This is a genomic window from Hyphomonas sp. (genome assembly GCF_036964145.1).
GTDB lineage: Bacteria > Pseudomonadota > Alphaproteobacteria > Caulobacterales > Hyphomonadaceae > Hyphomonas.
The window spans coordinates 298,899-311,712 of sequence record NZ_JBALUC010000004.1; the positions used below are offsets into that span (position 1 = coordinate 298,899).

Annotated in this window: 10 protein-coding genes; 4 read left to right on the plus strand and 6 right to left on the minus strand. The window is 59.8% G+C overall.

The genetic code is table 11. The features are described from left to right. Window positions 1-17: 17 nt before the first annotated feature. Complete coding sequence (locus V7660_RS13585; protein ID WP_335603592.1) at window positions 18-1,058, minus strand: Glu/Leu/Phe/Val family dehydrogenase; 1,041 nt, start codon at window positions 1,056-1,058, stop codon at window positions 18-20. 259 nt (window positions 1,059-1,317) lie between these two features. On the opposite strand from V7660_RS13585, the gene V7660_RS13590 reads away from it, so the two are divergent. Continuing rightward, window positions 1,318-2,772 carry a TrkH family potassium uptake protein gene (locus V7660_RS13590; RefSeq protein WP_335603593.1) on the plus strand — a complete coding sequence of 485 codons (1,455 nt, stop codon included), beginning with the start codon at window positions 1,318-1,320 and terminating at the stop codon, window positions 2,770-2,772. 3 nt (window positions 2,773-2,775) lie between these two features. On the opposite strand, the gene V7660_RS13595 is transcribed toward V7660_RS13590, so the two are convergent. After that, window positions 2,776-4,404, minus strand: coding sequence for a hypothetical protein (locus V7660_RS13595; protein ID WP_335603594.1), 1,629 nt, complete (start codon window positions 4,402-4,404; stop codon window positions 2,776-2,778). A 133-nt stretch (window positions 4,405-4,537) separates the two neighbouring features. Beyond that, window positions 4,538-5,713, minus strand: coding sequence for a TlpA family protein disulfide reductase (locus tag V7660_RS13600; protein WP_335603595.1), 1,176 nt, complete (start codon window positions 5,711-5,713; stop codon window positions 4,538-4,540). Window positions 5,714-5,996: 283 nt separating this feature from the next. Here V7660_RS13600 and V7660_RS13605 point away from each other — a divergent pair, with 283 nt between their 5' ends. Then, window positions 5,997-8,396, plus strand: coding sequence for a TonB-dependent receptor (locus V7660_RS13605; RefSeq protein ID WP_335603596.1), 2,400 nt, complete (start codon window positions 5,997-5,999; stop codon window positions 8,394-8,396). Between the two features lie 79 nt (window positions 8,397-8,475). Here V7660_RS13605 and V7660_RS13610 read toward each other — a convergent pair whose 3' ends face one another. Both V7660_RS13610 and V7660_RS13615 read right to left on the minus strand, forming a co-directional pair. After that, complete coding sequence (locus V7660_RS13610; protein WP_300267889.1) at window positions 8,476-9,684, minus strand: acetyl-CoA C-acyltransferase; 1,209 nt, start codon at window positions 9,682-9,684, stop codon at window positions 8,476-8,478. A gap of 108 nt (window positions 9,685-9,792) precedes the next feature. Beyond that, window positions 9,793-10,323: an HAD family hydrolase gene (locus V7660_RS13615; protein WP_335603597.1), complete on the minus strand. Its 531-nt coding sequence runs from the start codon at window positions 10,321-10,323 to the stop codon at window positions 9,793-9,795. 144 nt (window positions 10,324-10,467) lie between these two features. On the opposite strand from V7660_RS13615, the gene V7660_RS13620 reads away from it, so the two are divergent. Next, window positions 10,468-10,752 (plus strand): hypothetical protein, encoded by a 285-nt coding sequence (locus V7660_RS13620; protein WP_335603598.1) that lies wholly within the window; start codon window positions 10,468-10,470, stop codon window positions 10,750-10,752. A gap of 45 nt (window positions 10,753-10,797) precedes the next feature. Here the strand turns inward: V7660_RS13620 and V7660_RS13625 are convergent, their stop codons facing one another. Further along, complete coding sequence (locus V7660_RS13625; protein WP_335603599.1) at window positions 10,798-12,051, minus strand: TCR/Tet family MFS transporter; 1,254 nt, start codon at window positions 12,049-12,051, stop codon at window positions 10,798-10,800. 115 nt (window positions 12,052-12,166) lie between these two features. On the opposite strand from V7660_RS13625, the gene V7660_RS13630 reads away from it, so the two are divergent. Further along, window positions 12,167-12,796 carry a GNAT family N-acetyltransferase gene (locus V7660_RS13630; RefSeq protein WP_335603600.1) on the plus strand — a complete coding sequence of 210 codons (630 nt, stop codon included), beginning with the start codon at window positions 12,167-12,169 and terminating at the stop codon, window positions 12,794-12,796. The last annotated feature ends 18 nt before the right edge of the window (window positions 12,797-12,814 follow it).

Below are 12,814 nucleotides of genomic sequence, written 5' to 3' on the forward strand. Positions count from 1 at the left end.
GAACTAGGTGAGACTACCTAATCGGTCCGGCCAATCCTTTGCCGGGCAATCCGGCCAGCAACGAGATTGGTTGGTTCGTCGTTTTCCAGTGCAGTATCAAGTACTTGCCCCAGGGTCGTCATCAGGGCCTTCACCTTGCCGTCCACCCAGTCGCGCGAATAGGTGCCGGAAATCTCCGCGCATACATTGATGATCCCGCCGCCATTAATGACGTAGTCCGGTGCGTAGAGGATGCCGCGCCGGCGCAGCAATTCGCCCATTTCCGGAACGATAAGCTGGTTGTTTGCGCCGCCGGCAATCGCCTTCACACGGAATCGCTCCAGCGTCTGTTCATTGATGATGGCGCCCAGAGCGTTCGGAGAGAAGATATCCGCCTCGACGTCATAGATATCGTCCGGCTGCACGATCCTTGCGCCGGTGCGGGCCGAAATATCCGACAGGGCCGCCTGGTCGATATCGGTGATGACGAGGTTTGCGCCAGCCTTGGCCAGATGCTCGCACACATGCCCGCCCACTGAGCCGACGCCCTGCACAGCAATCGTCCGGCCGGTCAGGTCATCCGTCCCGAAGGCACGCTTCGCGGTTTCGCGAATGCCGAGATAAATTCCCATTGCGGTGATCGGAGAGGGATCTCCGCTGGCCGCGTCGCCTTCATCAAGGCCGGCGACATGGGCTGTTTCCTCGCGCACGATCTGCATGTCCGCCACGCCGATCCCGACATCCTCGGCGGTGATGTATTTGCCCTGCAGGCTTTCGACCGCGCGCCCGAAGGCCCGGAACAAATCGGGTGATTTGTCGGTCTTTGCATCGCCCCAGATCACCGCCTTGCCGCCGCCGAGGGGGATGTCGGCCATGGCATTCTTGTAGCTCATGCCCTGACTGAGCCGCAGGGCGTCGCGCAACATGGCTTCGCCGGTGGCGTAATTCCACATGCGGCAGCCGCCTGCCGCCGGTCCCAGCGCCGTCGAATGGATCGCAATGATCGCCTTCAGGCCGCTTGCCGCGTCATGAAACAGGTGGACGCCCTCATGGGCATCGAAGGAGGAATGGTCGAACATGAAATGGTCATCAGTTGCAAATGAAACGAAGGGGCGTTTAGGCCCTTGCCGATGACCGCGTCAACAGGCGCGCGCCCTTGGACTTGGCGCGAAAATGGCATATCTGCCTCGGCGCAGGCCAGACACGGTCCGACATTATCGTCAGGAGTTCCCGGCAAACCCTCAAATTCCGCCCAAATCGCGTTCAGGGTGCATTCTGCTTAACCACCCAATGCGTTGACACCTCAGCAGGATTTGCGGCGTATCCTGCCCGCCAGACATGCAGCTTCGTCCCATCTTTCTCGCCATCGGCATCATGACCGTCCTGTTGGGCCTGGCGATGATCCCGTGTGCGCTGATGGATTACGCTGACGGCCGGGCGGAAACCTATGTGTTCGAAGTGTCGGCATTCGGCTCCATCCTGATCGGGGCGTGCATGTGGGTACTGTCGCGCGGGGATGTGGAGCGGACCGGACAGAGGGAAGGCTTCCTGTTGACCGTGCTGGTCTGGGTCTTCCTGCCGATGATCGCCGCCATTCCCTTTCTGGCATCGGGGATGACCGTCACTGACTCGCTGTTCGAGACAATTTCCGGCCTGACCACGACGGGCGCCACGGTGATGACAGGCCTGGATGACATGCCGCGCGGACTGCTGCTGTGGCGCGCCATCCTGCAATGGATCGGCGGGATCGGCATTATCGTGACGGCAATCGCCATCCTGCCCCAGCTTCGGGTCGGCGGGATGCAGTTGTTCGAGCTCGAAAGCTCTGACATGTCCGGGAAATTCCTGCCGCGCATTACAGATATCGCGGCCTATCTCGGCTTCACCTATCTGCTGATTTCGATGCTCTGTGCCTTGCTCTATTATCTGACGGGCATGGACTGGTTCGACGCGATCACGCACGCCATGACGACCATGTCAGCGGGCGGATACTCGACCCATGATGCGTCGTTTGGCTACTTCAGTGAAACCAACGCGCCCTATGTCGCCACGATCTTTATGTTCATCGCGGGCCTGCCATTCAGCTTGCTGGCCATGCTGATGCTGCAGGGGCGCCTCCGGCCCATGCTGTCAGACCCGCAGCCGCGCGTTTATCTGGGACTTGCTCTCATCTTCTCCACGATCATTGTCGTTTATCACGAGGCGGTGGTGGACCCGCCAATCTTCGATCACATCTTCCACGGTTTCAAGGAAGCGCTGTTCAATATCATCTCCATCATGACGGGGACGGGCTACGCATCGGCGCCTTATGACACGTGGGGCCAGCCGGTGATGGTTGTGTTTCTCGGCGCGACCTTTGTCGGCGGATGCGCAGGCTCGGCTGCGTGCGGCCTGAAGATGTTCCGGCTGGAAATCGCCGCAAAAACAATCATCGCCTATTCGCAACGCATGATCCAGCCGCACCGCCGCACGCCGATCCGCTATGCCGGCAAGGCGGTGGACGAGGAAGTGCTGCAATCGGTCATGGTGTTCGTCAGCCTCTACCTGCTGACCTTTCTGGTTTCGGCTGCCCTGATCAGCCTCACGGGCGTGGACGCGCTGACGGCCATTTCAGGGGCTGCGACCAGCGTTTCCAACGTAGGACCGGGGCTTGGCCCCATGATCGGTCCGTCCGGCACGTTCCAGCTGTTGCCAGACTTTGCCAAATGGGTCTGTGCAATCGCCATGCTGCTCGGGCGGTTGGAATTCGTTGCCGTGTTTGTCGTGCTGACCCGGCGCTTCTGGCGCGGCTAGGCCTCAGTTCCAGGGATTGAACCGTTTGACCGGACGGGCGGGCGCCTCCTCGGCTGCTACAGGTTCCTCGTCTTCGGCATGGGCTTCAGCCGGTTCCGGCTGGGCTTCCACGACGAAATCGGGCTCGGGAGACAGGTCTTCCTCGGCCTCGGCCTGCGGCTCCGCCGTCCCGAATGCCAGGTCCGGAGCGGGTGTGTCTTCATTCAGGCCGGTTGGTTCGGTTCCTGGCCATGCATGATCATGTGTGGCATCAATCACAACCTGTGGGCTCCCCACAGATTCAACCGGATCGTTGGCTTCCATGGGGGCAGGAGGCTGGGCAGCCTCCGGCCGGGCACCAATGCCGGACAGGCTGAAGGAGGGTGGGGACGCTGGCTGTGGATCCGGGACGGGAGCGGGCTCTGGCTCGAGCGTTGTCTCGAAGCGGGCTTCCGTCGCAGGGGCTTCATCCTCTGCATAGGAATGCGCCGAAGTTTCCGCCGAATCCGGCTCCAGTCCCGCCTCAGGGGTGTTTGGCTCACCAAGAGCGCCCGTGAAGGCACTGCTAGTGCTGCTCAGGAAATTAGGGGCTCTTTCCGATTCTGGCTCAGGTGGGGACGTGGTGAAGGGCTCCGCCTGCGCATAGTTTGGGGCGTCTGCCACGATGTCGCAAAATGTCGGGGCGTAGGCCTCCGGCTCGGCCACGGTCTCAGCTTCGACCTCGATGTGTGGCGATTCCTGTTCGGCGGCAGGCGCCTCTTCCGGCAAGGTGTCCACGAACCCGGTTGGGGTGAAGCCGGCGGCCGGCTCATCCAGTGGGCCGGCTTCGTCCACAGGTTCCAAAGCGGCGAGGGCATCTGGCGAGGAAATCCCATAGCCCATGATCGGGGGCGTAGGCGTCTCAGTTTCTACCGGTTCCGAAGCTTCCGCTATATCTGCGCCGCTAGCGGACTCCGCGACCGCTTCTTCAAGAGTGACGGCCGTGTTTTCATCCGTGAGTATGTCGTCTTCCGACGGCATTGCCTGCGTGCCGAACGTGTCATTCGAGGGCTCCGCCGCGTCGTCACTTATGTCGTCGATTGTTTCAAAGTCGACCGGGGCGGCAGGTAAGGGCGTATTCACCTGGTTGGCCAGAGAAGCGACCGCTGAAGTAATATCGGACTGGCTGTCCATTTCCCAATAGGCTTCCGGTTCCAGCGGGGAGCTGTCGTCCAGCGGGTCCTCGACCGTATCCTCGCCAGCGGCCACGTCCACGGCTTCAGCGTTTTGCTCGACAGCGTCTTCAGCTAGCTCGGAGGGCGAATCTCCGGCATCGATCTCTACAGCGTCCAGCCCGGCCAGCACCGCACTGATCGCCTCTTCGGCGCCGCGCGCATGACGCTTGGCTTCGCGATAGAGTTCTTCCACGAACAGGGTGTAGGGGCGGCCGTCGCTGTCGATATCGTCCGCGAAGTCGGACGGGCTGCAGGTCTCAATTTCACGGTCCTGGGCATCCGTCAGCAGGACGGCATAGGGTTCAGGCGTCAGCGTGACCCGATAGCCTTCCGTATCGTGGGTCATGCGGCCGTCTTCGGCCTCTTGCCAGGTCACTTTATGACGGCGTGTCATGTCGCCGAGCTTATCTATCAGCCGTTTGGTGGATGGATGCAGCATCAAGACCCGCCTTTCCGTTTATCCAGAACGCTTTCTCTAACAGTTACAAGCTGGCAGGCGAATGATCAAACGCCCTGTCACGCCAAAACCCGTGAAATGATGTTAAATCCCGCAAGTTAGGCTTTCCGCGAGGTTAATCCGGCGACTTGGAGGCGGATGGGTAGTAGGTCATGCGCACCAGAACGGCATCGGAGCCGTCTTCCAGAGGGTCGAAAACGCGCTGAAACTGCGCATTCGCTTTCATTTCGTTGCACATCAGTAGACCTGCGGACGTGTCCTCGCCCTCCACACATCCTGCCCGATCAGATTCCGGCAGGTCGCTCAGGCGATAGGTGCCGACATGTTCTCCGTTCGGGCCGGCCACGTCCGGATGAGTGGTCGAAACGCGGTAGACTTGTCCCAGCGACCAATCAGATTCCACGACATAGATGGGCCTTGTGTCTGGCTCTGCAACAATGTTGAACACGGGATATGCTTGTCCTTCTGACGTCATTTTGTCAGGAACGACCTCATATCCCGAAAAGGCGGCCCGGATAGAAATGGTGTTGAACGGTATGACCCCCGTAACACCCATCGCGCCATCCGGCCCAATCGAAGCGACGGGAGAGGTTTGCTCGGCTTCGGTGTTTTTCCTTTCGGCTTTGACGCGGGCAACATCTTTCAGAAAGTCTTTCACCGGCTCTCCCTTGGCGACTGACAAGTCAGTCCTGTATCCCCGGACAATTCCGTCCGGATCTACCAGCAGGTAGGAAGGGGTCCAATTGATCTGCAACGCCTGGCGCAGGCCCGCATCCTCATCAATCAGCGTGGGGAAGCTATACCCCTTTGACTCGAAATAGGCTGCGACCGACCCATGCTTGCCGAACATGTCCTCCGGTGCTGTGCGATCAGTATTGAAGGGCGTGTGGATCGACAGGAAGTCGAGATCTGGGTCCTGTTCAATCGCGGTGACCAGCGCAGCTGTGTAGGGCGCATCCGCCATACTGTCGCCGCACCACAACCCCCAGACGTGAATTATCGTCCAATTGGTCAGCGAAGCAGGATCAAAGGTCGAGCCATCCGCCATTTCACCAGATAGAGGAGGCAGGGCCTCTCCCAGCAGGGCGTGAGTATATGGACGGCCATCGGCATCGCGGACAATGGCTTCACCCTTCGGGGTCTTGGCCGATTCCGGAAGCGGGGCATCGGCCGTCGTGAAAGACGTCGCGCCATGCGGATCGGTGCTGATGCCGTGTTCATGGGGGTGCGGTACGCTTTCACATGCGGACAGCAAGACCAGTCCGGCAGCGGCTAAGATGGCACGCTTCATGGCAACTCCTTCGTAGATGACCGGATCAAGACTAGCACAAAGACGGGTTCCAACACCAAGATCCTCACACCTGTATGGTCTCTCAAAACATTGGGCCGCAACCAAAGGTCGCGCCAATATTCCCCCTAATGGTGGGAGGTAGTTGAGCGCCCGATTGCTGCGATGCAAAAAAAACGGTCAATCGGCCACTTTTAGAACGATCACTCGAAATTTGATGTTCAAAATACCCTGACCTCTCCTGAACCTGAACTGGGCGTTACAGATTTCAGATTGGGAGAAAGAGATGATCACATTAAAAAAGCGGCAGCAATGGTTGCCGAAAACACCTTTTGTGTTGGGGGCGATCCTGGGCGCGACGAGTTTGATGGCACCCGCTTATGCACAGGAAGATGACAGCGCCGACGAGGCAAGGTTTGAGGCCGTTGTGGTTGAAGGCCGCCGCGTTTCGCAGACAGATCTGGCCATCGGGCAGGATGAGGCAAGCAACACGGTTGCGGTGACTCGCAAGGAATTGCTGTCCGCCCCGTCAGGCATTTCCGGTCTCAAGATGCTGGAATCGCTTCCGGGGTTCAACGTCCAGACCGATGGCGCGCTGGGGCTCTATGAGTTCGGCAACTCCGTTACCGTCCGTGCCTTCAATCTCCAGCAGATAGGCTTCGTCCTGGATGGTGTGCCGATGGGCCGGTCCGACGCGTTCGGGGGCAGCCCGATCTTCCGCTATGTGGACAATGAAAATCTTGGCTCCGTTGTGGCCTCGCCGGGCGCGGGCGATGTGTCCCTGCCCAGCTATGCGTCGCTCGGCCCAATCGTGTCCTACAATACGATTGCGCCGTCCGACGAAGCAGGCGGCATGCTCTCCTACACGCTGGGGGATGACGATCTGCAGAGGACCTTTGTCAAACTGGAAACCGGGGACATCAATGGCTTTTCGGCCTATATCAGCCGGTCCAAGACGGATAGCGATCTGTGGAGGGGACCCGGCACGATCGACCGCGAACATATCGAAGGGAAGGTACGCTATGAGTTTGATGCCGACACATTCGTCACGGCGTCTTATGTTTCAAACGATTTCTTCGACTATGATTCCCCGTCCAACTCTCGTGCCGGGTTTGAGGCGGTGGGGACCGATTACGGATATTCGGAAACCTTGCCGGAAGGATGTATTTCTCCGGTCAGCGTCGACTTCAACAATGATGGGGTCATCAACGACGCCGACTATGTTCCGCTCCAGACAGGCAGTTGCACCGGATATTATCAGGACCGTGTGAACATCCGTCAGGACAGTCTTTACGCCCTCAATTTTGAATCCGACCTTGTGGAAGGCCTCAGCACGAAGGCCACGCTTTACTACGAAGACAAGGACGGTTTCGGCGTGTCACCGGACGGTTATGACAATACGCTGAGCCGCTATCAGGACCAGGTAGAAGTGGGCCTCGATGTCACGCATCCACGCGGTGTCCAATATGGGTTATCGGGCGTGGGTGGCACACGGAAGGGTGCCGTTCTGGGGTTTGAATGGGAACTCGCCAACCACACGATTGAAGCGGGGGGCTGGTATGAAGAAGATGAGTATCACCGGACTCAGAAGCGCCTGAACAATGCTGACGGCAGCGCTGATGGCGCGGTCCTGTTTGATGAAGTAGCCTATTATCGGCGCGACTATGTGTCGGTCCGGGATACGATGCAGTATTATCTCAAGGACACGATCAGCCTGATGGAGGATCGCCTGAAGGTCGAAGTGGGCGCCAAGCTGCTCGATATTGACTACTCTCTTGATGGATATCGTGACTATGCGGACTACGCCATTCGGGTAGGCGGTGCGGGAGGTGGCGACACGCTTCCAGGTTATGGGCCGCAAAGTGTCTCCGCCACCTATACGAGCGACCTGCTTCCCAATTTGGGAGCAGTATATGATCTCAGCGACACCGATCAGGTGTTTGCGTCCTTCTCCATGAACTATGCGCTGCCACGTGGCGCGGATGATATCTTTTCGACGGCGACGAGCTTTGTCGCTCCGGCACCCGACGCAGAAGAATCGACCAATTATGAAATTGGCCTGAGAACCAATCGAGCCACGTTCAATGGCGCGGTCGCGGCCTTCTATACCTCGTTCGACAACCGTCTCGTGACAGGGAATGTGATCAATCCGGCGACGCTCCAGCCAGAATCCTTCTCGGTGAATGCCGGCTCGACCACGGCCTATGGTGTCGAGGTGTCGGGTGTGTGGCAGCCGGAAATGTTCGATCGCAAGCTCTATGGCGATGTGAACCTGACTTATAATAATGCGACCAATGATGACACCTTCCTGGACAATCCCTCCGGCAGCTTGTTGGCGGACAGTCCGGAATGGATTTTCAGCGGCGGCATAACCTGGGAGCCGACTGAATGGTTCGTCGGAAACGTGTCGACGAAATATACCGGCGACCGCTACGCCGATTTCCGGGAAGCTGCAGACAGTCCCGGCAACAAGATGGAGGGCTATTTCCTGTGGAGCGCTTATGCGGACATTGGCGGTCCGAACAATTTTGGCCTGCCTGAGAATGTCAGTCTTCGTCTGAACGTGGACAACATCTTTGACGAGGACACACTGGCCTTCACGTTCACCACAACGGGTGGCGGCGACGCCTTCTTCCGTCCTCTCAATCCGCGCACGGTTCAGGCCACGCTGACGGTAGCCTTCTAGGTTTCCCGTAGCCCGAGATAAAGAAAGCCCCCGGTCCGAGGACCGGGGGCTTTTTTTCATTGGATGATGGGGAAGGGGGTTAGCTGAAGATCTCGAAGAGACCGGCTGCGCCCATGCCGCCGCCGATGCACATCGTGACAACGCCATATTTTGCGCCGCGGCGCTGGCCTTCCATCAGCAAGGATCCTGTGCAGCGTGCGCCGGTCATGCCGAAGGGGTGGCCGATGGAGATCGAGCCGCCATTCACATTGTACTTCTCGGGATCGATGCCGAGACGGTCGCGGCTGTAGAGGCACTGCGAGGCGAAGGCTTCATTCAGTTCCCAGAGGTCGATATCGTCAACCTTCAGGCCGTGGCGTTCCAGCAGGCGTGGCACAGCGAAGACAGGGCCGATGCCCATTTCGTCCGGATCACAGCCAGCGACGTTGAAGCCGACGAAACGACCGAGCGGCTTCAGGCCGCGCTTCTCGGCTTCCTTGGCTTCCATCACGACGACGGCTGCGGAGCCGTCTGACAGCTGGGATGCGTTACCGGCGGTGACGTATTTGCCTTCCTTGACGACCATGCCGCCAGAGAAAACCGGCTTCAGGCCGGAAAGGCTTTCAAACGTCGTGCCGGGGCGGTTGCACTCGTCGCGATCACATACGACTTCCTGCAGCGTCTCTTCGCCGGTTTCCTTGTTGACCAGTTTCATCGTGGTTTTCAGCGGCACGATTTCCTCGGCCATGTAGCCTTTTTCCTGGAACGCAGCGGTGCGCTTCTGGGATTCAGCAGAGTACTGGTCCTGGTATTCGCGGCTGACGCCATAACGGTCAGCGACGATTTCAGCGGTCTCGATCATGGTCATCCAGATCGCCGGCCACTTCTTCATCAGTTCGTCTTCGGTGTAGCGGTGAAGGTTCATGTGACCGCTACGGGAGACGAGGGACAGGGATTCAACGCCGCCGCCGATGGCAACAGGCGCGCCTTCATTGATGACCGTGTGGGCTGCGTTGGCAATCGCCTGCAGGCCGGACGAACAGAAACGGTTGATCGTGGCACCGGACGTCGTGGACGGGCAACCAGCCCAGAGTGCGGCGTTGCGGGCCACATTGTGTCCGGTCGCGCCTTCAGGCTGCGCGCAGCCGAGGAACACGTCTTCGACCAAACCAGCCTCGATGCCAGCGCGATCAAGGGCGCCCTTGATGGCCGTGCCGGCCATCGTGATCCCGTGTGTGTTGTTCAGTGAGCCCCGATTGGCTTTGGCCATGCCTGTACGGGCATAGGAAACGATTACGGCTTCACGCATGAGGTATCCTCCAGTGTATGCGATGCTTGTTGCGGCGCACACTAATCAGGAGATTGCCGCAAAGCCAGCCTTACCTTTGCGTAAACGGAACTGGGGGCCAGGCCTTTCCTACCCGCGATTGCCGTCTTCGAAACCTGCGAGAGTCCATTCGGCAAATTCAGCGAGATTCCCGCCGCGGAACAGGAAACCGGCTACGCCCGCCGCGCGCGCGGCGGCCATGTCGGTTTCCTTGTCGCCAATGAGAAAACTCTGCTCTCGTTTGACCGGGAACTCGGACATGGCCGCCAGGAGCATGCCGGGATTGGGTTTCCGGTCGAAACTGGCTTTTCGATAAGCCGGATTCTCGCCCTCTTCATGGTAGGGGCAGTGATAGATCCGGTCGATGCGTGCACCCTGTTGGGCCAGTTCAGCCAGCATCCAGTCATGCAGCGTGTGCATGTCTGACTCCGTGTAATAGTTGCGGGCAATTCCCGACTGGTTTGTCACCACGAAGACGTACCAGTTCCGGGCATTGAAGGCGGCAATAGCCTCTGCCGCTCCGGGAACCCATTCGAAATCCTCCTCACGGCTGACATAGCCTTTGTCGACGTTAATGACGCCGTCTCGATCGAGGAACAGGGCAGGTTGGGAAGCGCTCATCCCGCCGGTCTTTGCCCGCAGTTTCTCGCAGTTGCAACACTCGGACTTGTGGTAAATTTTCTGGACCTCTTGGCCGAAAAGCGATCTCATCCTTGATGGAGGGGCCGTCAGAGCCCCCCTGAATGCCTAAAGGGAGGGCAAATTATGGAAGACATTGTACCGCTCATTCTGAGCGCTATCGGCGGCCTTGTGGTCGGCCCGCTCGTATCACGACTGGCCGGCGGCGGCGGCACCGGCGGACTGATTGGGGGAATTGTCGGCGGCATTGGAGCCCATTACGGGCTGGACGCGGCCAATATCCAGGTCCTGGGCGATGCGACTGCCAGCGCGACATCTCCGCTGAACATCATCAACACGCTGCTTGAAGGCGGTGTCGGTGGCGGCATTGTCGGTGTACTGGCCGGCCTGCTGATGAAGCCGAAAAGCTAAAACCTACCGGAAATCATGTTGAAGCCGGCTCCGTGTGGGCCGGCTTCATTCGTCTGAGGGGAGCGCATCCTTGTTGGCCTGCACCCCGCGCAGGAACGGGATGATGGCAAGGGCCGTCAGAACGCCTGCCAGCAGGAAGGCAGCCCCCGGAAAGCGGAAGGGTGTGCCTTCTTCGGTAAAATAGAAGAGCGTGCCGGCCATGATCAGCGGGCCGAAGATCATGGCGAAGGAATTCAGGCTGGCCGATGCCCCCTGCAATTCACCCTGTGCATTGCGCGGTGTCACCGATGACATCAGCGAGTTGAGCGTGGGGCTCGCGACGCCGCCGAGTGCGCCAATCGGGATGATCAGGTAGACCACCCATCCGGCGCCCGCGAATCCATACAGGACCAGCGCGATCGCATTGATGGCAATACCGTAGAGCGCGGTGCGAACTGCGCCCAACCGTTTCAGGACGATGCCGATCAGCCCGGCCTGCACCACGGCGGCGCCCAATCCCACAAGTCCGAGCGACAGGCCGATTTCCTTCGGCGACCAGTCATACCGGATTTCGCCATGCACCGACCATGTCGCCGGGTAGACTGTATGGGCGAAGAAGAAGATGCCTGCCGCGACGAGGAACCAGGACACATGCGGCAGCTTCGAGAAATGTTTCACGGCGCCGAACGGGTTTGACCGCGCCATCACGAATGGACGGCGATGTTCCCGGTCCAGCGATTCCGGCAGCACGAGAGAGCCATAGGCAAAGTTCAGAAGGGCAAGCCCAGCCGCGGCAAAGAAAGGCGCGCGCGCGTCGATATCTCCGAGGAAACCGCCCATTACGGGTCCGAAGACGAAGCCAAATCCGAAGGCGGCCCCGACCATGCCAAACGCCTTGCCGCGATTCTCCGGCTCGGTGACGTCCGCGATATAGGCATTGGCGGTCGCCGAAGTCGCCCCGGAAATGCCGGACAGGGCGCGGCCCAGAAAGAGCAGCCAGATCGAATTGGCAAATCCCATGATCAGGAAGTCCAGGGACAGGGTCGCAATCGAGGCGAGCAATACGGGGCGTCGCCCGAAGCGGTCCGACAGGGCGCCCAGCATGGGGCCGAACAGAAAATTCATGAAGGCATAGGTCGCGCCGAGGCCGCCAATATAGAGCGTGGACCGCTCAGCGCTGATGTTGCCCAGTTCCTGGACCAGGGTCGGCACGACCGGAATGATCAGGCCGAAGGCCAGCATATCGATCGCTACCGTGATGATCACGAACATGAAGGCATTTTTGCCATGGTGCGCTACAGTTGGGGCGGAGTCAGTCATGCGCGCATCTGGCCGCAGCCACGGGGTGGGTCAATGCGTTTATGCCCGTGATGACAGGGGTATATCGCCGCGTGAAGTCTTGTCGCGTGCACCGTGTTATGGCCACCTCTGTTGCATGGCAGACGGAATACCCATCACACGGCGGGAAATATCGCCTGAACGGGCCGACGGAATCCGTGATCGTGTCCGCCAGGCCGAACGGCTGGGGGATGCCCCCGACGCGTCGCGGCTGGCCGTTCCCGAGGATGCGGCCGGGCTGTTCGCGCTCCTGTCAGATCCTGCCGTCTATGCGCCCATTTATACCTTGCCCCGGCCCCTGACCGAGGCGAGTGTCGGCGCATTCATCCAGCAACACTTGGAAGAGCGTGAGGCCGGCACAGGTCTTCTGTTCGTGCGCGCGGCAGAGGACGGGCAGATCATGGGATACAGCGATGTTCAGGTCTGGCCCCAGTGGGCCGCCGGAGAGTTGGGCGGCGCGCTGCACCCATCCCAGCATGCCAAGGGGCAGGGGACGCGCGGCGCGGTGGCCAGTTTCACCTGGATGTTCGAGGCACTCGATCTGGATCTGTTGTGCGAAACGGCCAGTCTGGAGAACGTCCCGACGCAGCGCATGCTGGACGGGATGGGCTTTGCCCGGATGGGTGAGATCGAGAGTGTGCGGCCGGACGGGTCGCGGCGCCGGTCCCTGGTCTGGGAGATGACACGCGCAGACTGGCGAACCGGGCAGGGTGGCTGCCAGCCTTAACAGCGCCCGAAAGGACAG